Genomic DNA, 20370 nt, shown 5'->3' with positions numbered 1-20370 from the left:
ACGGGGCGCTTATAGCGCCCCGTGTTGTTTGAGCGCCCAGACCACATGCTCACGGACCAGTGAGCTGGGATGACCCAAGCGCTGTTGCAGGGCAGCAATCACTTCTGAGCTGCTCACAGCATTGCCAAGACCGACCGCCAGATTGCGCAGCCAGCGTTCATGGCCGATGCGATAGATGGCGCTCCCCGCCATCCGTTGCAGGAAGGTGGTTTCGTCCCAGCTGAACAGTTCGCACAGGCTGGCCTGGTCCAGCCCATGGCGAATCTTGAAGTCTGGCTCGCTGCTGAGCTGGGCAAATCGGTTCCATGGACAGAACAGCTGGCAGTCATCACAACCATAGACACGGTTGCCGATCAGGGGGCGTAGCGGCTCTGGAATGGCGCCATGCAGCTCGATGGTCAGGTAGGAGATGCAGCGCCGTGCGTCCACCTGATAGGGCGCCACGATTGCTTGGGTAGGGCACACATCCATGCAGGCCTGGCATTGTCCGCAATGGTTGCGTACCGGGGCATCGACCGGTAGCGGCAGGGTGGTGAAGATCTCGCCTAGGAAAAAGTAGGAACCCGCCTCCCGGTTTAACAGCAGGGTATGTTTGCCGCGCCAGCCCACGCCAGCTTTGCGTGCCAGCTGGACCTCCAGCACCGGGGCGCTGTCGGTAAATACCCGGTATTGATGGTCCAGGCCGTGCTGCGCCAGCCAGTCCTGCATGCGGCGGGCCAGTTGCTCCAGACGCTGTTTGACCACTTTGTGGTAGTCACGCCCCAGCGCATAGCGCGAAATCATGGCCAGACCGGGTGTGTGCATGCGTGCGCGGGTTTGCGCAGGTGCTTCGGCCAGGTAGTTCATGCGGGCAGACAGGATGCGCAGCGTACCCGGCACCAGTTCAGTGGGCCGGGAACGTTTCGTACCGTGCTTTGCCATATAATCCATCTCGCCGTGGTAACCACGGTCGAGCCAGGCCAGCAGCTCGGGTTCGGCATCAGACAGATCGGTATCGGTGATACCGATCTGCGCCAGACCCAGCTCCTGACCCCATTGCCGGATCAGCTGCGCCAGCATCAGGCCTTGTTCATCGGACAGGGCCGCGCTGGCAGATGGAGATGTGTGTTGCATGTGCTGAATGATACCCCGACTGTCTGTTTTCTGCCGGACGAGGCCGCCACGCTGGCGGCGGGCGCCGCCTTGGCAGGCTGCCTGCAGCCCGGGATGGTGCTGACGTTGCAAGGTGACCTAGGGGCAGGCAAGACCACCTTCAGCCGGGGTTTGCTGCGTGCGCTGGGCGTGACCGGGCGGATCAAGAGCCCCAGCTATTCTCTGGTTGAACCTTACGTGGTTTCTAACTTATACTTGTATCACTTTGATTTTTATAGATTTGAAGATGCTGAGGAATGGCAGGAAAGCGGATTTCGTGAATACTTCCATGCAGACAGCATTTGCCTGGTCGAATGGCCAGAAAAGGCGGCGGGCAGCTTGCCCGAGCCGGATCTGGCCCTGCGGCTGAATTGGTCGGGTGAGGGGCGTGAATTGCAGGTGCGCGCGCTGAGCCCCGCAGGAGCAGCATGTTTAAACCGGTTCCCTCTCGCTGGCTGACAGAACGCTTGCCGCAAGCACGGCAGGCGCGTCGCCGTTTGTTGCAGTTGGGGAGTGGCGCGGCCTTGTTGCTGGCCTTGCGACCCAGTCAGGCGGCGGCGACGGCCCTGTTGTCGGTGCGGGTGTGGCCCGCTGGCGACTATACCCGGGTCACACTGGAATCCTCACAGCCGCTGGATTACAAGTCATTCAGCGTCAAGGACCCGGAACGTCTGGTGCTCGACATCAATGGGGTCGACTTGGGTGGGCCTCTGCAGCAGCTGGCAGGCAAGGTCAATGACGGTGACCCCTACATCAAGCTCTTGCGTGCCGGTAACAACAAGCCCGGTACGGTGCGTCTGGTTTTTGAACTGAAGGTGCCGGTCAAGCCGCAGGTCTTTACGCTGGCCCCGGTGGGTGAGTATGGTAATCGCTTGGTGGTGGACCTGTACCCGGAAAACCCGGCAGACCCGCTGTTGGCTCTGCTGCAGGAGAAGCAGCGGGATGAAGCTGCGGTCCAGCAAACCAAGCCGGATACCCGCCCCAATGAACCCACCCGGGCGGATGACCCGCCACCGCTGAAAGGCCGGGTGGTGACTGTTATGATTGACCCCGGCCATGGCGGGGAAGATCCGGGGGCGATTGGCAGCCGCGGTACGCAGGAGAAGCGGGTGACGCTGGCGATTGGCCGCCGCCTGCGCCAGCTGATCAACGAGCAGCCCAATATGCGGGCGGCGTTGACCCGTGATGATGATTTCTTTGTGCCGCTGGCGGAGCGCGTACACAAGGCCCGGCGTATTGATGCAGACCTGTTTATTTCCATCCATGCCGATGCGTTCCTGACACCGTCGGCACGAGGTTCGTCGGTGTTCGCCCTGTCGGATACTAGTGCCACCTCAACCGCAGCCAAGTGGCTCGCCAAGAAAGAGAACGCGGCGGACTTGATCGGCGGGGTGAGTATGAATGTGGATGATCCCTACCTCAAGCGCACGCTGTTTGACCTCACACAGACCGCTACCATCAACGACAGCCTGAAGCTGGGCAAAGCGGTGCTGGGCGAGATCGGGGGCATCAACCGTCTGCACAAGGGCAGTGTCGAGCAGGCGGGTTTTGCCGTATTGAAGGCACCGGATATTCCGTCCATCCTGGTCGAGACGGCTTTCATCTCCAACCCGGAGGAAGAAGCCAAGCTGACCGATGAGGACTATCAGGACAAGCTGGCGCGGGCCATCGTGAATGGTATTCGCCGCTACTTTGTCAAAAACCCGCCGACGGCACGCACGAAAATGGCTAAACTGTAGCCCTGACTGTTGCGGGAGCAGGACATGGGGCGTTTACTGTTGTTTGCCATGCTGGGGGTGATTGGCTACCTGCTGGTGCGGCGTTTGCTGCAATCCGGCGCACCCACCCTGAAGCACCCGGTCCCGCCGCCTGAGCAGACTATCGAGACGGTGCGCTGCACCACTTGCGGTGTACATGTGCCCCGTCGTGAGGCGCTGTATGCCAATGGTCAGTTCTACTGCGACCAGCACCGCCCGTCGGGATCAACTGCGGAACGCTGAGACATGTCGTCTGCCGCCATCACGCCGGGCCACTGGCGTTCGCTGGGCTATTTCTCCCTTTACCGGCTGCTGATCATCGCCATCCTTGCGATGATGGCCTCCGCGTTGAGTGCCAATTCGCCCCGACTGGCCCCCCCGGGCTATTTGGGCTCCCTGTTAGGTTATGCCCTGTTTGCGGTAGCTGCCGGGCTGGCGGCGCGTCAGCGCCTGGCCCGTTTTGAATACGTGCTGACCGGGCAGGTGCTGGGCGACATCTTTTTCATTGGGCTGCTGACTTGGCTGGCGGGTGGCATGCGCAGTGGCCTTGGCATGTTGCTGCTGCCTTATCTGGCCGCCGCCGCGTTGATCAGCCGTGGGCGCATGAGTTTTTTCTATGCGTCGATCGCCAGTCTGGTTTTGCTGTCTGGTGAAACACTGCGCGGGATGATGACCGACAGCATGGATAGCCTGGCCCAGGCGGCCATGCTGTCGGTCGCCTGTTTTGCGGTGGCCTGGCTGGCGCACCGATTGGCCGTCTATGCCCGTGAGAAAGAGCTGTTGGCTGAAGTTCGCGCAACGGCCTTGGCAAAACAGGAAGATATCAATCGCCTCATCATCCGCGACATGCACGATGGCGTGCTGGTGGTGGGGGCCGAAGGGCAGGTGCTCAGCCACAATCAGCAGGCGCTACGCCTGCTGGGGGTTCCGGATTCGATCAGCGGCCGCCCGCTGGAAGAGTGGCCCTTTCTGGTGGAGGCCCTGCAGCGCTGGCGGGAGTTTGGCACCACGGAGGCGACCGTATCGGTGCCGGCCTCGGAGCTGCTGGTGTCTTTGCGCATCAAGCCGCTGACAGGCGATCGCGTATCGGGCGCCTTGATTTATGTGCAGGACACGCGCGAGCAGCAGCATCTGGCACAGCAGATGAAGCTGGCCGCGCTGGGGCGGCTCACCGCCAATATTGCCCACGAAATCCGTAATCCGCTGTCGGCCATTGGTCATGCCAACGAATTGCTGAGTGAAGACAATGACGAGGCGACCCGGCACCGTCTGCACCGTATCGTGTCGGACAATGTGTTCCGGCTGGAGCGGATTGTGCAGGATGTCCTGCAATTGAACAGGCGCGATCGCATGAAGCCGGACCCGGTGGTGCTGGACCGGTTTGTGGCTGAGTTTGTGCAGCAGTTTGTGCAGGTAGAGGGTATTGCTGCGGACTGGTTTGCTTGCCCGCCCGGAGAGGCGCTGACGGTGCCGTTTGACCGTGAGCATTTGCACCAGATCCTGTGGAACCTGTGTCGCAACGCCATCCGCTACTGCACGCAGCAACCAGGCTGCATTCAGCTGAAGATCGGACAGGTGGATGGTGTCTGGCGGCTGGCATTATGGAATGATGGCCCTCCGATTCCGCCGGAATTGCAATCACAGTTGTTTGAGCCCTTTTTCACAACACGATCGACCGGTACCGGGCTGGGCCTCTATATTGCACGCGAGCTGTGCGCGGCCAATGGCGCGACACTGCGCTATGTGGCAGCTGAGCAGGGGGTCACTTTCGAACTGTCCGGGCCCACCCATGGATAAAACACGATGGCTGTAAGCAAGCATACCTTTCACGCCTTGATCATTGACGATGAGCCGGACCTGCTGGAGCTGCTGGACCTGACCCTGATGCGCATGGGTATCCAGGTCAGCCGAGCTGGTAGTGTTGCCGAGGCGCTGAACGCCTTGTCCAACCAGCGCTTTGATCTGTGCCTCACCGACATGCGCCTGCCCGATGGTGAGGGCCTGCAGATTGTGCAGGCGATTGCCGAGCAGGGCTGGGATGTGCCAGTAGCCGTCATTACCGCTTATGGCAGCACCGAGAATGCGGTGGCGGCCCTGAAGGCCGGCGCATTTGACTACCTCTCCAAGCCAGTATCTCTGGAGCAGTTGCGCACCTTGGTCAAGTCGGCGCTGAATCTGGAGGGCGCGCGGGTCAAGGTGATCAAGGGCGGTGAGGTCAGCAAGGGTCTGCTGGGTGATTCGCCCGCCATTCAGCAAGTGCGGCAGTTGATCGACAAGGTGGCCCGTAGCCTGGCACCGGTCTACATCAGCGGCGAGTCCGGTAGCGGCAAGGAGCGGGCGGCGCGCATGATTCACGAGCAGGGTCCGCGCAGTGACAAGCCCTTCATCGCGGTGAACTGTGGCGCCATTCCCGAGAACCTGATGGAGAGTGAGTTCTTTGGTTATCGCAAGGGCGCGTTTACTGGCGCCAACGATGACCGGGACGGTTTCTTCCATGCCGCACAGGGCGGCACCCTGTTTCTCGACGAAGTGGCGGACTTGCCGCTGGCCATGCAGGTCAAGCTGCTGCGGGTGATCCAGGAAAAGAAGGTGCGCAAGCTGGGGAACACGCAGGAGGAGGGTGTCGACGTGCGCATCATCTGCGCCACCCACCAGAATCTGGCGGATTGTGTGGAGGCCGGTCGTTTCCGGCAGGACTTGTATTACCGCCTGAACGTGATCGCACTGCGTATGCCGGCCTTGCGCGACATGCGTGACGATATCGAAACCATCACCCTGAGGGTGCTTGAGCGGTTGGCCAGTGCCAGCGGCATGCACCAGCCACGGTTGGACAAAGCCGCCCTCAAGGCGCTGGTGCATTATGATTTCCCTGGCAATGTGCGCGAACTGGAGAATATTCTGGAGCGTGCACTGGCCTTGTGCGATGGCGAGCAGATCCTGGAGCAGGACCTGCAACTGTCCCCCGCGGTGTCTGCCGAGGTGGCACCCGTCAGCGCGGGCGACAAGTGGCCGCTGCAGGATTATCTCGACCGCGTGGAGAAAGAGGCCATTCTGGAGGCACTGCAGCGTACCCGCTTCAATCGTACCGCTGCAGCCAAACTGTTGGGGATTACCTTCCGTGCCATGCGCTACCGGATGGAACGTCTGGGATTGAACGATGACGTCCAATGAGCTGAGCGATAGCCAGCTGCTACGCTATTCTCGCCACATCCTGCTCGAGGAGCTGGGTATTGAGGGCCAGCAGCAGCTGCTGGCGGCTAAGGTGCTGGTGGTGGGGATGGGCGGGCTGGGTTCAGCTGCGACGCCCTATCTGGCGGCCGGTGGCATTGGTGCTCTGCATTTGGCAGACGGTGACCAGGTCGACCTGACCAATCTGCAGCGGCAGATTGTGCATCACGAAAGCCGCGTGGGCATGAACAAGGCCCAGTCAGCCGCAGTCTACCTGCAGCAACTGAACCCGGCGCTGACATTGCAGCTGTTGCCGCAGGATCTGGCTGCGGATAGCCTGGCGGCGGCGGTGTCTGCGGTGGATCTGGTACTGGATTGCAGTGACCGCTTTGCTACCCGACAAGCGGTCAACCAAGCCTGTGTCGCAGCGGCCAAGCCCTTGGTTTCCGGTTCGGCCCTGGGCTTTGCAGGCCAGCTGGTGGTGTTTGATGTACGGCAAGCCAACAGTCCCTGCTACCACTGCCTGTTTCCGGCCGGTGCCGAAACCGGCGAACAGCGGTGTGCCACCTTTGGGGTGCTGTCTCCGCTGGTGGGGGTGATCGGCGCCCTGCAGGCTACTGAGGCGATCAAGCGTCTGTGCGGGCTAGACCCGGACGCAGTAGGGCGATTGCTGATGTATGACAGCCTGCGCGGTGACTGGCGCAGCATACGGGTGCCGCGTGATCCGGCCTGCCCGGTGTGCCACGCACGGTAGATCTGCTTAGCTCTTGGCCTTGATTAGCTCTTGCTCGGCCTGCCATTCTTTCAGCCGCGCCTCTACGCCAGCCTGTCGGTAAAAATCCAGCCCCTTGACCTGCAAAGCCAGCTGCAACTGCACGATGGCTTCTTTCAATTGCCCCTGGCGGTAATAAAACTCGGCCTGCGCTTGCCGCGCGGCGGCCTCGTTGCCTTGCTGTGCGTAGGCTTCCGACAGCAGCGCATAGAAAGGACCATTGCTGCTGCGCGCTTCAATCTGTGCACTGGCCAGATGTTCGGCATCGACCGCCCGCTTTTGCAACAGACGGCAGCGGATCAGCCCGTAGTTCAGACCCACATGGTTGGGGGTATTGGACAAGGCGGTTTCATAGACTTTGCCCGCCGCGTCCAGCTTGCCTTGCTTGATCAGGATCTCGGCGGCCAAGCTCTCCAGCATCGGGTGTTTCAGCTGCTTGCGCGCCTGGTCCAGCGCCTGCTGGGCACGAACCGCCTGACCATTTCGTAGCAAGGCGACGGCCAGGCCGTATTGGCTGGCCGCTTCCAGATTGAAGCGGCGCTCTTTGAGTGCATTCTCAAAGTAGCTGATCTGCGTACTCTCCGAGCCATTCAGTGCACGCAGACGTTCGCGAACCAGATGAAACTCGATCGACTCCGCCACCTGCTTGTATGGATACTGATCGGCCCGGTTGGCCGATTCCGCCAGGCGCGTGGATTCCAGCGGGTGGGTGCGCAGATACACCGGCGCACCCTCGCCATAAACGCGGGCAGCCTTCTCCATGCGGCCGAAGAAGGCTGGCATGGCATGTGGATCAAACCCGGCTGCTGCCAGGTACTGCATGCCCACACTGTCGGCCTCGGTTTCATGGGTGCGGGTAAAATTGATCTTGCCTTGAATCTGCAGCGCCTGGGATGTGGCGATGACGGCCTCTGGCACAGGCCCCCCTTTGCTGGCGGCCAGGATGCCGATGGCCAGCAAGGCGAGGCTGGCCATCCCCATATTCTGGTCTTTTTCCAGAAAGCGGGAGATATGCCGTTGTGTGACGTGGGCGATTTCGTGGCTCAGCACGGCCGCCAGCTCGGATTCGCTTTGTGTGGTGGCAATCAGGCCGGTATGCACGCCGATATAGCCACCCGGCAGAGCAAAGGCATTCAGGGTCGCGTCGTTGACCACAAAGAATTCAAAGCGCTGGTGCCTATCGTTGCTGACACTAGCCAGCCGGTTGCCTAACCGGTTCAGATAGTCGCGGGCTTCGACATCATCAATCACCGCACTGTCCATGCGGATCTCGGCCATGATGCTGTCGCCCAGCGCTTGCTCTGCCTTGCGTGACAAAACCTGCTGTGCGGAATCCCCCAGATCGGGTACCCCACTGGCGTGTACCGGGGCGGTGATCGGTGCGCTCAGCAGCGAGCAGGCCACAAGGGCAGTAATCAGTGGTTTCATTCTGATATGATAACCTTTTTGCCAGACAGTTCCCATGCATGGCCCCCGGTGCAGGCTGTTCTGAAGTGGGCAATGTGCTGAACATTGCCGTAATGTGTGTGACGAGTGCTACCGGAGTGTGGAAATGAGCCGTATTGCCCGAATTCGAGAACTGGGTCAGCAGGTGTGGCTGGATAATCTGTCGCGTGAGTTGCTGGCCAGTGGCCAGTTGGCCCGCTGGATCAATGAAGATGGTGTGGCGGGGGTGACCTCCAATCCGGCCATTTTCTATAACGCCATCAGCAAGGATGCCGGTTATCAGGCGGACCTGGCCCGTCTGAAACAGACTGAGCCGGACGCCGAGCGCCGCTTTGAATTGCTGGTACTGCCGGATGTGGTGGCCGCCTGCCAAATGTTGCGTCCGCTGTATGATGCCAGCAAGGGCGAGATGGGCTATGTCAGTTTCGAAGTGTCACCGCGCCTGTCGCACGATGCGGCTGGCACGTTGGCTGCGGCACGTCGTCTGTGGGCTGAAATCGGCCAGCCGAACGCCATGATCAAGATTCCGGCGACCGCTGCCGGGGTGCAGGCGTTTGAAGATGCCATTGCCGATGGTATCAACGTCAACGTCACCCTGATGTTCTCGCCCAAGCATGTCGAGGATGTGTTCGCTGCCTATCAGCGTGGCCTGCAGCGTCGCATGGACGCCGGGCTGCCGGTAGACCACATCCGCTCGGTGGCCAGCGTGTTCATCAGCCGGGTGGACACCCTGGTGGACAAATCACTGCCTGCCAATGCTGCAGCCCTGCAAGGCAGGATCGCTATTGCCGCCGCCAAGGACGCCTATGCTGTCTGGCAAGATCGATTCCACGGCACGGGCTTTGCTGCCCTGCGTGCCAAGGGTGCCCACCCGCAAACGCCACTGTGGGCCAGTACCGGCACCAAAAACCCGGCATACCGGGACGTGCTGTATGTGGAAGAGCTGATCGGTGCCGAGACGGTCAATACCGTACCCGATGCCACGCTGGCCGCTTTTGCAGATCATGGCGAAGCCCGCAGCAGCCTGGGCGAGGGTCTGACCGAGGCGCGGAAGCAACTGGCAGCCTTGCAGGTGGCGGGTCTGGACCTGAATGTGCTGGGCGAGCAACTGCAGCAGGAGGGCCTTAAGCTGTTTGATGAAGCCTTCGACAAATTGCTGGTGCTGGTGGCCTGATGCCAGAGGACGGTTTGCTGCTCGCAGCGCCGTCCCTCACCGCTGGGGTGGCTTTGACGCTGCCTCTGTATGTGCCGCCCGGCCCGGCACTGGCCCCCTATGTAGCGTACTTTGTACTGGTTGACCTGCAAGCGCACGGCAACCAGCTGCCCGCATCCCCTTTCCCGATGTTGTTTTTTCACGGGCAGCCGCATGGTATCCGTTATCAGGAAGACGGTCTGGGGCCTTTTCTGCCGCAGGCCATGCTGAGTGGTCCGACCTTGCGCAGTCGGCGCTCACAATCCATACAAGCAGACTGGATGCTGGCGGTGGCTTTTCATGCTGGCCAGATTTCAAGGCTGTTTGATATACAGGCGGATCTGTTGACCGACCAATTGCTGCCGCTGGAGGGGGTGTTGGGGGTTGCGCAGACAGCGCTGTGGCTGGAGGCCCTCTGTGAGGCAAAAGGGGCGCTGGAGCGGCTGCTGGTGTTGCAGGATCGGCTGATCGCACAGCTGGAGCTACGCTTTGCTCAGCAGCGCCTGTCGCCGCTGGACCAGCTGGGCGCGAGGGCGCTGAATCAGCCCTTGCTGCAACTGGCGCGTGACTGTGGCTGGAGCCTGCGCCAGTTTGAACGCCGCTTTCAACAACAGTTTGGCCTGGCGCCAGAACGTTACCGCCAGCTGGCCCGCTTCACGCGGGTGTTGGGCCTGCTGATGCAGCAGCGTGGCCATGGCCCCACATTGGCGCAGCTGGCGCAAGCGGCAGGTTATGCCGATCAAGCGCATTTTACCCGAGACTTCAGCCAGTTTTGCGGCACAACGCCGGGCCGGTTTCGGCAGCAATTGGCACAAGATCCCGCATTCTGGGCGTTCCGTATGCCCTCCACTCAGACGCAGGACATCATGAATCGGGTGCGTTTCCATCGTCATCAAGCCTGATATGCGATGGCGTTTTGATTCAAGACGGTGAATTGAGTGCTGTTTATGCTGCTCGGTGATCAACACACCGGAGCATGAGCATGCAAGACGAGCAGTTCCTCAAAGAGGGCTACCTGCTGACCACCACCAAGCAGGTGTTCGACCTCGCCAACAAACACTCGCTGTGGTACCTCACCTTTGGTCTGGCATGCTGTGGAGTAGAGATGATGCACGCAGCGGCAGCGCGCTACGACATGGATCGCTTCGGCATGATCCCGCGCGCTACGCCACGCCAGTCAGATCTGATGATCATCGCAGGCACCCTCACCAACAAGATGGCCCCGGCGCTGCGCAGGCTGTATGACCAGATGGCCGAGCCGCGTTACGTGCTCTCCATGGGCTCCTGCGCCAACGGAGGCGGTTACTATCACTATTCCTATTCGGTGGTGCGCGGCGCCGACCGCATTGTCCCGGTCGACATCTACGTCCCCGGCTGCCCCCCTACCGCGGAGGCCTTGCTCTACGGTCTGATGCAACTGCAAAACAAAATCCGCCGTAGGGAGGCTGGCCAACCGTGCACTACAGCGCTGGTGGGAGGTGCCAAGGTAAGAGGGATTCTCGAACGCTAGAGTAAGGAGGCTCTATCCTGCCTCCTGCTGAATCCTGGACGGGCGCTGTTGCGCATGTAAGTTTAGCGGTGCAATCTACTTGCAGCTGGGCTCAGGGGGCGGGGCTGTTTGCAAGGCTGATCCCAAACGACGGGCACCTTGGGTCGCGTAGTACTGGCAACAGGCTGCCAGCATCCGAAGTTTGGGGCTGAGCTACCCCTTGTGCGACTGTTTCTTGGCAAGCCAGGGCTACAGGCTATGCGTCGGGGAAGTTGCTAGGGCTTTGAGTGTGCCCCACTGTCAACGACCTCGGTATTAGCCCGTGAATACGAGTAATGTCTCCTACCGCAAGATCTTCGAGGCAGAGGGTGCTGCGTACTCTAAGTGTGTAATCCAACCCTGCAAATAAATGATGTGTGCTGATACCCGCTAGTGGTTCAGGCTGATCTCGACGCGCCTTTCCTCTATGTCACACTAAGAAAGTCATGCTTAGCCCATGGTCACCCCATCTGGCCTAGGTCGCGTAGCACAACAGCCTGAGACGTGGATTTCGCTGGAGCTACCGAGGAGCCTCGCTAGAACATGCCGTTATGGACTACAATTTACGCTTACAAACATGAAGTGCCCTGTTGGACCACCATGGAGGTTGTGGAAGGCACAAAGCTCAAGCAGGACCCAACAATGAAGATTTATGGTGGAGACACTGCACACAGCTGACATTTAAAGCCTCGCCCTAGTCACAACGCTACGACTGCGTTCAACAGCCTAACAAGATTATAGTGAGGCCAAAAAAGGGTTGCGCCAGCGCCCACGAAGGTTGCTTTGTGGCCTGCTTGTAAAGTCAAAGAAATGAGTTTTTAGGGTGTTGTACGTGGTTGAGAAAATTAAAGTACTTTATAAAGAAATCGAAAATTTAGGGGCCGTAAACCTTTTAACAATTTTTTTTATACTGATGCAGCTGGCGGGATTTTTAGAGTCGGCCACTATGCCATTGGGGAGCGAAGGATATACGTTAAGTTACACCCTTGAGACATGGGGCCCCCGCTTCTTATATCCTGCAATCGCCTTTTTGCTGCTAAGAAATGCAAATTGGGATTCAGGTAAAAGGCTAAGTATGTTGTCCGTGCCATTTGCCGGGGCCATTATGGCGCTGGTCTTGCAGCTAAGCACCGGTACTTTAAGCCCTGCCATAATTGCGGCTTGTTTTTTCGTGTTTTTTATTGATCATAATCCTCCGGAATTAAGTTTGGGTGAGGGTTGCAAGTATCTGGTATGCTACCTGATTTTACCTATCGTTTTCCTTGCCTCATTATTTCTCGTTGAATGGATGGGGCTTTTGCCAGGTAAGTTTCATTACTTAATGGATGTAACAAGTAACAATGGCTTATTCCGTGGTGAATCATTCAGGGGTTTTGCGAGGGATCGAATAGCGTACTCATACCTCTGTGGAGTTGCGCTCCTGTGCATTCTTGCGAGGCATGAAAAAAGAGTGGCTGACTTTATCTGGATGGGCCTGTTGCTGGTGGCACTGTCCTTGGCGAGTTCGCGGGCTGCATTGGTTGCATTGGCTTTATCTTTAGTTTTTGTATTTGCCTTTGATAAGAGGTCTTTGAGGCTTTTATTGGCGGCGATTCTGGTTGTGGCAGTCATGGCGCTGGTGGCTGCCTCTTTCTCAGGGAGGCCTGATTTTTTGGGTGACCCAGGGGGGCGGCTGACTTACATAAAGAGCTATATGGATACCATCCAACAAAAGCCTTGGCTGCTGCTAACTGGGGAGCGTGCTTTTGGTGCCAATATCGTGCTTGAGGGGGGTGGGATGGTGCGGCCGCACAGCTGGTTACTAAATAGCATAATAAATTTTGGTGTATTGGTGACAGGCTGTTGGATGGTATTTCTCTTTAGATTTTTTAAAAAGCTAAATAACCATGGGCGTGCAATTGTTATATATTTTACGACAGTTGGGCTTTTTCATAATGGATTTGATGCATACCTTTTTTCTATAGAGCATCTCATAGGGTTTCTACTCGCGGCCAGTGTTGGCGGTGCTTGGAAAGAGGTCGAGGATAAAAGGTTTTTGTCTCAATGAATAAGAGTGCTTTGTGATATGGATTTAATACCATTTAATCGCCCTTATATGACAGGTGCGGAATTTTCATTTATTGATGACGCCAAAAAGCGTAATATGTTGGCCGGTGATGGATGGTTTACGAAGGAGTGCCATCGCTGGATAGAGTCAGAGGCGGGTGCCAGAACTGCATTGCTTACCCACTCATGTACTGCAGCGTTGGAAATGGCTGCATTGTTAATTGACATACAACCTGGTGATGAGATCATTATGCCGTCGTACACTTTTGTGTCGACCGCAAATGCATTTGTACTACGTGGCGGCGTGCCTGTGTTTGTTGATATTCGGAGCGATACACTGAATATTGACGAGCTGCAAATAGAGTCAGCCATAACAAACCGTACTAAGGCCATCGTTCCGGTGCATTATGCCGGAGTGGCATGTGAAATGAGTGCTATTTTGGCTGTGGCCAGTAAGCATGCAGTTAAGGTAGTAGAGGATGCAGCGCAAGGTGTAATGGCCTACTATAAAGGCATGCCTTTGGGGAGTGTTGGGGACTTTGGTGCGTTTAGCTTTCACGAGACAAAAAATGTAATAAGTGGTGAAGGCGGGGCGTTGCTAGTAAATGACCCAGAATACTCCCTGAAAGCAGAAATCATCCGCGAGAAAGGCACAGATCGGAGTCGCTTTTTTAGGGGTGAGGTGGATAAATATACCTGGCAGAGTGTTGGGTCATCATTTTTACCTGGTGAAATCATCGCGGCATTTCTTTTAGCGCAACTGCAGAGCGCTGTAAAAATAACCGAGATGCGACGAGAAATCTGGTCTCGGTATAATATGCTGGCGGAGAGCTTGGAGAGTGATGGGCTCATCAGGCGTCCAATAGTACCGGTTGGTTGCGAACATAATGCACACATATTTTACGTTCTGCTTGAAAAGGGGGTCGACCGAAGCAAGGTGCTATCATTCATGAAGCAGCGTGGCGTGCATGCGCTATTTCACTATGTACCATTACACTCCTCTCCTGCCGGGCAGCATTTTGGCCGAGCCCATGGCCAACTATTAAATACGGATCAACTCTCGGAGCGGATTATTCGGCTTCCTCTCTGGATTGGGCTGGGGGAGGATGACCAGATACGTGTGGTTGATACACTCAAGCGTGCGATAGAGTCAGCAAAGTGTGAGTAATGCCATGGTAATAGAAAGCTCATGCATTGACTTACATACAAGGTGTTAAGAATGCCCCCCCTATTGATGATTAGCTACTTTACCAATATACGAGGTAACTGCCCTGCTGAGTGGGCTGATGACAAGATACGCGTCTTGGAATCTATGGGGCGAAAAGTGATCGTGCTGACTGGTATGGGTAGCCATACTTCGAGTAATGCGTTTGTGCACTACATAAGGGTGCCGTCATTGTCATGGTGTGATTACAAAGAAGAAATTAAAGAGCTGAAACTTGGTGGTGAAAAAGTACCACTAGCGCTGTTTCTACTGATGCCATTCGCCTTTCTCTTCGGTGGCATGATTGATTATGTCTTGCGCAAAATTACCAAAACGGTGAGTGCAGGGCGTTGGTCGTGGTTGTTGACAGCGATTCCTGTCGCAATATGGCTAAAAGCCCGATATCGCATCGTTGATGTATTCAGTACAGGCGGACCTACAGCCGCACATATCGTAGGTGGGGTGATCACATCTGTTTCAAGAGGCCGGCTTTTTTGTGAATTCCAGGACCCCTTGGTTGGTGTCATGATGAACCGCTCAAAGCGAACTAGCGGCATTTCAGCAAGAATTGAAGCATGGCTGCTGAAGCGTGCTATGAAAGTGATTTACGTCACAAAGAAGGCGGCCCAGTCAGCGTGTGAGCGTAACCCCCACTATGCTGAGAAAGTTCATGCTATTTATCCTGGGGCATGGTCATTTGGCCCTTCCGCATCACTTCATCCATATACCGAAGGGGCCACATTTGAATTTATGCACCTCGGGACTTTGTATGGAACAAGAAACCTCGATCTTTTTTTTGAAGCCCTAGACATGCTTCGTAGTGAGGGCTTCAAGTTGGCAGACGCTGTCAGGGTAGTCAACCTTGGGGCAGTATATTGCCAGACATTGCCGTCATACCTTTCCCGTACGGATTTTCTGATGCTTGATGCGCTGGAGCGAGAAGAGGCCTTGCAACGGGCTAGAGGCGCATCATGCCTGCTCTTGGTCCAGCATACTGATGAGCGCAGTATGGAGACCATCCCGTATAAGACATACGATTATCTGAATCTTGGACTACCAACACTCGGGCTACTAATCAATGATGAATTGAGTGCTTTGTTAGAGTCTAATGGAGGGTTTACTGCTAGGGCAGATCAACGGAATGCAATCAAAGTGGCACTGCGGTGCTGCTTGACCGCTTTGGCAAACGGAGAAGCTAAAGCAGGGCACACTTCTGCCAGTTTAGACATATCAGTTCAGTTCAAGCAAATGCTGGAGTGCGCTGATGCCTGATAATGAAATTACCCTTGTGTTATCAGGGCATGTATGCAGGTCTCAATCCACAGACATGCGACCGTTCTGGAGCGGCTATATTGAGCTGCAACGAAAATTACCTGCAGACTGCAAGATAAAGCACATTGCTACTCATAGTTGGAACCCAGAGTTGGCCGATTTGGTGAATTTCGTCTATGCACCAGCCGCTGTACTCCATGAGCGTCAGCCTGTAATGTACGCCGAGTTCATGCACAAGATAGTTCCGCCTGATCGGTTCGAGAAGGGCTTGGACAGGCTTAACTCTACATGGAAAAACGTATCTATCCAGTCCGTCCTTGGGAATGCGCGGTCTCGCGCGAAAGCAGTACAATTGCTGAATGCCCTGTCGGGCGCAACGGGGCAGGTTCTAATTACCCGCTGGGACTTGGGCCAGACTGGGAGCAGTCAAGTCAACAGATTGGTATTTGATTCAGCATTGCCTCACGATTACATTTATATGTCACATTTCTCTGAGGTGGATGAGGGGTATGCCGACATGTGGATTACCGCGCCTTGGAGAGATGCATTGCTGTTTGCAGAGTTTGATCGCTTTGTTCTGGACAGCCTTTCCGGCGCGAACCCTTATTTAGAGCAGTTCTGCGAAAAAGGGTGGCCTCTTGCACGTATTAAAACCCAATATGAAAACGCAATCACTCATCCAATAGGACAACGTGTTCATTCAAAGCTGCTTAAAATCCTGAGGGCTATTCAAGTTCGAACAAAAGCAAATAGCCTACCCAATAGGCTTGTGCGTAGAGCGGTCAGACCACTACAGCGCTTCATGGAGAGGCCCATGCTCTCAGCAGAGGTCTCATGCACACCTGATCTGATGAATAAGCGAAGGGTGTTTCCACCCTATATGGCGTTGAACATTCACGCACTATTAAAATTCTTCATTCTTGGCAAGAACTTGCGTGAGAAAACACGATTTTTATCTCATGATGATTTTATCATTGATGAGCACCTTGGGTGCTTCATCAACCCTCAACCGCTGGTTTTGCTGGTACTGGAGGGCGAAAGTGCTGAGAGACTTAGCGTACTCGAGCGCTCCCCGCTGCCGATCGCGAAAGTTGTTTTCCTTGGGCCATACCAGCAAGGAAAACCAGAGGAAGCAGATGTATCTGCAAGGCCATACGCTCCGAGAGACCGCATTTTAGATGCTCTAGAAGAGATTAAGGAGTGCTTGGGAGAGACAAGTCCTGTTCTTGTGCTGCCCTCGGTAGAGTGCTACATGGCATGCACTGACTGGTTCTACCTCGGTGCGCTCATAAAGTATATAGCGTGGCGGAACCCGGATTACATTTCATTAAATGGGAAAGGCTCTGGGAAAGTGTATGCTGACTTTCCTGACCTCTGCATGGCCAGAGGTGGAGGTGTGTTTAATCTAAAGGCAGTTGCAGGTACTGCAAAGGGAATTCACTCGATACTCACTCATGCCGATGTCGCCCTTGTAGATGTTTGTGCGTGGGCAGACAAGATGGCACTTGATTTCCTGGCCGTTTCAAATGGGAGAATGCTCTTTCCCGAAGGTGGATTGGCATGAAAAATGAGCAATATGAGGTCAATTACTCATTTCCGACGGGAGAGGGTGATCTGAGCCGTTTTGAAGAAATGGCCTTAAAGCGTGAGCCATTCACATTCGTGAGGTTTAGTGATGGTGAAATCGAAGTTCTGCGAAATAGAAAATTGGTTATAGCTGATGGGGTAACAGAGTTTCGCGGAAATCGATTCTCGAATCATTTCCCTGAGTTTGACAAAAAAAGCTTTGATCCTCTGCGTGGTAAAGATATCCGGAGAGACCTGCTGTCATCAGCACTATTTCGTGATTTATCATACTTCAAAGGTATCCCGACATACCATAATGGTGCTGTATTAGACAGAGAGTTTATGCTGCGCTTAAATGGTGGCTTTACATCCCAGATGACGTTTTCGGACTTGTTTCTGAATTCAAATTTCATCCGTGCAAGAGAGCAGTTCTTCCCCCGCATGGTTGCTGCCTTTTCAGACGTGCTGGTCGTGTGTAACTGGAGGTGCAAGCTTGAGAACTACTTAAGTCGAGGGCGAATTGTCCAGGTGCCGGACAACTTTTTCTCCTCTTACCTATCAACGTTAAACTCTATACTGTCGGAGCTAAAAGAGGCGCCTGAGTCAGCGTTGATTCTGTCTTCTGCATCATCACTTTCTAATATACTTGGACATCAGTTACGGCTGGTACGGCCTGACCTTACCTTCATAGACATTGGGACGGTGCTTAATGACTGCATTGGATTGCCAATGAAGACTCGCGCTTATCATAAACTCAACGCCCCAAAAACAATGCGGGAAAAATTTTCAGCCTGGTGTTATCGAAGACACCCGGAATATAAGCTTAAATGGTGAGCACATGATTACGGTTGTTTTGAACGCCTTCAAGCGACAGCAGCACTTGCCGCAGCAGATAGAGTGCGTCTTGTCGCAGACCGTACCCGCAGAGAGGGTGTTGGTATGGAACAATGGAGAGGCTATATGCCTAGACGGTCTCCATGAAAAAGTAATGGTTGCAAATAATTCACATAATCTGGGTGTGTGGTCTCGGTTTGCATATGCAGTAAACGCAGAGACTGAATATGTCTGCATTCTTGATGATGACACATTTCCATCGCCCCGTTTTTTTGAGAGTTGCCTGCAGCAAATGGCAAAGGAGCCAGCACTGTTAGGGGCCCGAGGTTTGCGTTTCCTGAGCTCAACACGATACCACCCCTTTATATCCTTCGGCTGGGATGCTCCAAATGAGCAGGCTGAAGTGGTGGATATTGTTGGTCACGCGTGGTTTTTCCGCCGTGAATGGCTGGGAGCCTTTTGGCGTGAGCTTCCGGAGCTGGGATCATCGCGCTTGGTTGGGGAGGATATGCATTTCTCTTTCATGCTCCAGAAGCATTTGGGCATCCGTACAATGGTCCCCCCACACCCCACTTCGGATATGTCGGTATGGGGTAGTGACCCTGTTTTAGCGATCAAACTAGGCACTTCAAAAGAGGCTGTTTCGCAGGGAGATGAGGCGCTGCTCAAGTTTGATAAAGCACTGCGGCACTGTACTTCAAATGGATTCCTGCTGTGCAAAGATACGCTTGAGACATTACCTGCCGCTGTGGTTATTGGCCCTGGAGTGTCACGCGTGCGCTTTCTTAAGAAGCTGGCTGCCCGATTTCCTTCGCTTGGAAATTGGGGCCGGTCTTTAAGAGACAAATTGGCTAAAAGAAATATCCATATCTAAGGTAGGGATGATTTGAAAAAAATTTGCATTGTTATCGGTACGCGACCGGAGGCTATAAAAATGGCGCCGGTCGTGCATGCTTTGCGTGCGTATCCTGATGTTTTTGATGTATGCCTTTGTAGCACAGGACAGCACACTACGATGCTGAAGGATGCGTTATCGGTTTTTAATATTGAAGCGGATGTTGAGCTCGATGTTATGAGACCAGGCCAGTCATTGGCGCAGTTAACATGCCGTCTCCTGTCTGGGCTAGACTCATATTTTGCTTCTGCATGCCCGGATATTGTACTAGTTCATGGTGATACGACATCAGCTATGGTAGGAGCAATGGCTGCTTTCTACCGCGGAATCACCGTGGGGCACGTTGAAGCAGGTCTTAGGACCGGGAATCTTTGCTCGCCATTTCCAGAGGAGTATAACCGGAAGTGCGTGGCGCTTTCTGCTGAGTATCACTTTGCACCGACTATGGCAGCATGCGCGAATCTGAAGTCGGAAGGAGTCGTGCCAGAGCGAGTTTACAAGACCGGAAATACCGTCATAGATGCCTTACTGTTCACCATAACAAGGTTAGAGTCAAGTTCAAGTGAGCAGGAGCGATTGAACCACCACTTTAGTAGCATGATCAAATTCGATCTGCAGAATACCCCGTATGTCCTGATTACAGCGCACCGCAGGGAAAATTTTGGTGATGGTATACGTAATATTTGCTTTAGCATTGATGCACTGGCTCGTGCTAATCCAAATATTCGCTTCATATACCCAGTCCACCTTAATCCTCAGGTTCGGGATGTTGTAGAGGATAAGTTGGCAGGAATAGATAATGTCTCATTGATTCCACCGCAAGACTACATGTGCTTTGCATGGTTACTAAGGCATTGCCTTTTTATCATGACTGATAGTGGTGGGATCCAGGAAGAGGCCCCGGCACTAGGCAAGCCCGTTTTGGTACTCCGCGATACAAGTGAGCGGCCTGAGGCTATTGAGGCGGGAACTGCAAGATTGGTCACGACTGACCCTGGTAGAATTATTCATGAGGCCCAGCGCTTAATCGATGACAACGCTGCCTACGCTTCCATGGTGCAAGCAATCAACCCGTTTGGGGATGGTCATGCAGCTAAGTACATCGCTGAGCATCTGAAGAATATGGGTAATGCAAGTGAATAATGTGCATTTGCGCCCGTTTTCTCCAACGTATATAGAGTCAGTTATAGCTTTATTGCAATTAGTGAGCCGCTTTGAGCCAGAACCATCCGAGGCATTAGAATATGCTAAGCGGTTTGAGTGTATGGATAATTGCTATTCATTCGTAGCGATACATGAGGGTAGAGTCATCGGCTTCGGATCAATTTTCATGCTAAACAGGGTTCGAGGCGGTTGCTCAGCCGTCATTGAAGACCTTGTCGTCGCGCAAGACATGCAAGGCCATGGTGTTGGGCGTGCGCTGTTAGAGAAACTGCTCGAACAGGCAAGGGGTAAGGGGTGTTTTAAGGTTTCATTAGAGGCTGCAGATAGTGCTTTGTCATTCTACGAGGCATGCGGCTTTTCACGTGCTGGGCAGTCAATGAAGATCAATCTATAGT

19 protein-coding genes are annotated in these 20370 nt (G+C 54.9%); 17 read left to right on the top strand and 2 right to left on the bottom strand.

What is annotated here, in order from left to right; translation table 11 throughout:
- Window positions 1-9: 9 nt before the first annotated feature.
- Window positions 10-1113, bottom strand: a complete 1104-nt coding sequence (queG, locus tag HF682_RS07685; RefSeq protein ID WP_168876598.1) for a tRNA epoxyqueuosine(34) reductase QueG — start codon at window positions 1111-1113, stop codon at window positions 10-12.
- On the opposite strand from queG, the gene tsaE reads away from it, so the two are divergent.
- From tsaE to HF682_RS07655, 6 genes are read left to right on the top strand one after another with little or no spacing between them, the layout of a single operon-like run.
- On the top strand, window positions 1114-1590 hold the full coding sequence (tsaE, locus tag HF682_RS07680; RefSeq protein ID WP_308418715.1) for a tRNA (adenosine(37)-N6)-threonylcarbamoyltransferase complex ATPase subunit type 1 TsaE: 477 nt from the start codon (window positions 1114-1116) through the stop codon (window positions 1588-1590).
- Window positions 1560-2870, top strand: a complete 1311-nt coding sequence (locus tag HF682_RS07675; RefSeq protein WP_168876596.1) for an N-acetylmuramoyl-L-alanine amidase — start codon at window positions 1560-1562, stop codon at window positions 2868-2870. Before tsaE ends, HF682_RS07675 begins: the two co-directional genes overlap by 31 nt.
- Before the next feature lie 24 nt (window positions 2871-2894).
- The gene (locus HF682_RS07670; RefSeq protein ID WP_168876595.1) at window positions 2895-3131 is read left to right on the top strand and encodes a phage holin family protein; all 237 of its coding nucleotides are present in this window, start codon (window positions 2895-2897) and stop codon (window positions 3129-3131) included.
- Between the two features lie 3 nt (window positions 3132-3134).
- Window positions 3135-4685, top strand: a complete 1551-nt coding sequence (locus tag HF682_RS07665) for a two-component system sensor histidine kinase NtrB (RefSeq protein ID WP_168876594.1) — start codon at window positions 3135-3137, stop codon at window positions 4683-4685.
- Between the two features lie 6 nt (window positions 4686-4691).
- The gene (locus HF682_RS07660; RefSeq protein WP_168876593.1) at window positions 4692-6059 is read left to right on the top strand and encodes a sigma-54-dependent transcriptional regulator; all 1368 of its coding nucleotides are present in this window, start codon (window positions 4692-4694) and stop codon (window positions 6057-6059) included.
- A complete protein-coding gene (locus tag HF682_RS07655) occupies window positions 6046-6810 on the top strand; it encodes a HesA/MoeB/ThiF family protein (protein WP_168876592.1) in 765 nt (254 codons plus the stop codon). Before HF682_RS07660 ends, HF682_RS07655 begins: the two co-directional genes overlap by 14 nt.
- Before the next feature lie 6 nt (window positions 6811-6816).
- Here the strand turns inward: HF682_RS07655 and HF682_RS07650 are convergent, their stop codons facing one another.
- On the bottom strand, window positions 6817-8256 hold the full coding sequence (locus tag HF682_RS07650; RefSeq protein WP_168876591.1) for a M48 family metalloprotease: 1440 nt from the start codon (window positions 8254-8256) through the stop codon (window positions 6817-6819).
- 124 nt (window positions 8257-8380) lie between these two features.
- On the opposite strand from HF682_RS07650, the gene tal reads away from it, so the two are divergent.
- The 11 genes from tal to HF682_RS18090 all read left to right on the top strand — a co-directional run bounded on the left by tal (window position 8381) and on the right by HF682_RS18090 (window position 20369).
- Window positions 8381-9448: a transaldolase gene (tal, locus tag HF682_RS07645; RefSeq protein ID WP_168876590.1), complete on the top strand. Its 1068-nt coding sequence runs from the start codon at window positions 8381-8383 to the stop codon at window positions 9446-9448.
- Window positions 9448-10368, top strand: a complete 921-nt coding sequence (locus HF682_RS07640; protein WP_168876589.1) for a helix-turn-helix domain-containing protein — start codon at window positions 9448-9450, stop codon at window positions 10366-10368. The genes tal and HF682_RS07640 overlap by 1 nt, the downstream gene beginning before the upstream one ends.
- Before the next feature lie 80 nt (window positions 10369-10448).
- Window positions 10449-10976 carry a NuoB/complex I 20 kDa subunit family protein gene (locus HF682_RS07635; protein WP_168876588.1) on the top strand — a complete coding sequence of 176 codons (528 nt, stop codon included), beginning with the start codon at window positions 10449-10451 and terminating at the stop codon, window positions 10974-10976.
- Window positions 10977-11826: 850 nt separating this feature from the next.
- On the top strand, window positions 11827-13041 hold the full coding sequence (locus tag HF682_RS07630; protein WP_168876587.1) for a hypothetical protein: 1215 nt from the start codon (window positions 11827-11829) through the stop codon (window positions 13039-13041).
- Window positions 13042-13059: 18 nt separating this feature from the next.
- On the top strand, window positions 13060-14208 hold the full coding sequence (gene rffA, locus HF682_RS07625) for a dTDP-4-amino-4,6-dideoxygalactose transaminase (RefSeq protein ID WP_168876586.1): 1149 nt from the start codon (window positions 13060-13062) through the stop codon (window positions 14206-14208).
- A 51-nt stretch (window positions 14209-14259) separates the two neighbouring features.
- On the top strand, window positions 14260-15516 hold the full coding sequence (locus HF682_RS07620; protein ID WP_168876585.1) for a glycosyltransferase family protein: 1257 nt from the start codon (window positions 14260-14262) through the stop codon (window positions 15514-15516).
- Window positions 15509-17080, top strand: a complete 1572-nt coding sequence (locus HF682_RS07615; protein ID WP_168876584.1) for a hypothetical protein — start codon at window positions 15509-15511, stop codon at window positions 17078-17080. Before HF682_RS07620 ends, HF682_RS07615 begins: the two co-directional genes overlap by 8 nt.
- Window positions 17077-17916, top strand: coding sequence for a hypothetical protein (locus tag HF682_RS07610; RefSeq protein ID WP_168876583.1), 840 nt, complete (start codon window positions 17077-17079; stop codon window positions 17914-17916). The genes HF682_RS07615 and HF682_RS07610 overlap by 4 nt, the downstream gene beginning before the upstream one ends.
- A 4-nt stretch (window positions 17917-17920) precedes the next feature.
- Window positions 17921-18790 carry a glycosyltransferase family 2 protein gene (locus HF682_RS07605; RefSeq protein ID WP_168876582.1) on the top strand — a complete coding sequence of 290 codons (870 nt, stop codon included), beginning with the start codon at window positions 17921-17923 and terminating at the stop codon, window positions 18788-18790.
- A gap of 12 nt (window positions 18791-18802) precedes the next feature.
- Window positions 18803-19954, top strand: coding sequence for a non-hydrolyzing UDP-N-acetylglucosamine 2-epimerase (gene wecB, locus HF682_RS07600; protein WP_168876581.1), 1152 nt, complete (start codon window positions 18803-18805; stop codon window positions 19952-19954).
- Entirely contained in the window at window positions 19941-20369 is a 429-nt protein-coding gene (locus tag HF682_RS18090) for a GNAT family N-acetyltransferase (RefSeq protein ID WP_168876580.1), read from the top strand. The genes wecB and HF682_RS18090 overlap by 14 nt, the downstream gene beginning before the upstream one ends.
- Window position 20370: the final 1 nt, after the last annotated feature.

The sequence above is a fragment of the Leeia aquatica genome, from assembly GCF_012641365.1.
Classification (GTDB): domain Bacteria; phylum Pseudomonadota; class Gammaproteobacteria; order Burkholderiales; family Leeiaceae; genus Leeia; species Leeia aquatica.
This window is presented reverse-complemented; position numbering and strand designations above follow the sequence as displayed.

Bases quoted from the DNA above. Each gene is read 5' to 3' on its own strand.
- queG (WP_168876598.1), bottom strand. From the start codon at position 1,113: ATGCAACACACATCTCCATCTGCCAGCGCGGCCCTGTCCGATGAACAA.
- HF682_RS07675 (WP_168876596.1), top strand. From the start codon at position 1,560: ATGTTTAAACCGGTTCCCTCTCGCTGGCTGACAGAACGCTTGCCGCAA.
- HF682_RS07670 (WP_168876595.1), top strand. From the start codon at position 2,895: ATGGGGCGTTTACTGTTGTTTGCCATGCTGGGGGTGATTGGCTACCTG.
- HF682_RS07665 (WP_168876594.1), top strand. From the start codon at position 3,135: ATGTCGTCTGCCGCCATCACGCCGGGCCACTGGCGTTCGCTGGGCTAT.
- HF682_RS07660 (WP_168876593.1), top strand. From the start codon at position 4,692: ATGGCTGTAAGCAAGCATACCTTTCACGCCTTGATCATTGACGATGAG.
- HF682_RS07655 (WP_168876592.1), top strand. From the start codon at position 6,046: ATGACGTCCAATGAGCTGAGCGATAGCCAGCTGCTACGCTATTCTCGC.
- HF682_RS07650 (WP_168876591.1), bottom strand. From the start codon at position 8,256: ATGAAACCACTGATTACTGCCCTTGTGGCCTGCTCGCTGCTGAGCGCA.
- tal (WP_168876590.1), top strand. From the start codon at position 8,381: ATGAGCCGTATTGCCCGAATTCGAGAACTGGGTCAGCAGGTGTGGCTG.
- HF682_RS07640 (WP_168876589.1), top strand. From the start codon at position 9,448: ATGCCAGAGGACGGTTTGCTGCTCGCAGCGCCGTCCCTCACCGCTGGG.
- HF682_RS07635 (WP_168876588.1), top strand. From the start codon at position 10,449: ATGCAAGACGAGCAGTTCCTCAAAGAGGGCTACCTGCTGACCACCACC.
- rffA (WP_168876586.1), top strand. From the start codon at position 13,060: ATGGATTTAATACCATTTAATCGCCCTTATATGACAGGTGCGGAATTT.
- HF682_RS07620 (WP_168876585.1), top strand. From the start codon at position 14,260: ATGCCCCCCCTATTGATGATTAGCTACTTTACCAATATACGAGGTAAC.
- HF682_RS07615 (WP_168876584.1), top strand. From the start codon at position 15,509: ATGCCTGATAATGAAATTACCCTTGTGTTATCAGGGCATGTATGCAGG.
- HF682_RS07610 (WP_168876583.1), top strand. From the start codon at position 17,077: ATGAAAAATGAGCAATATGAGGTCAATTACTCATTTCCGACGGGAGAG.
- HF682_RS07605 (WP_168876582.1), top strand. From the start codon at position 17,921: ATGATTACGGTTGTTTTGAACGCCTTCAAGCGACAGCAGCACTTGCCG.
- HF682_RS18090 (WP_168876580.1), top strand. From the start codon at position 19,941: ATGCAAGTGAATAATGTGCATTTGCGCCCGTTTTCTCCAACGTATATA.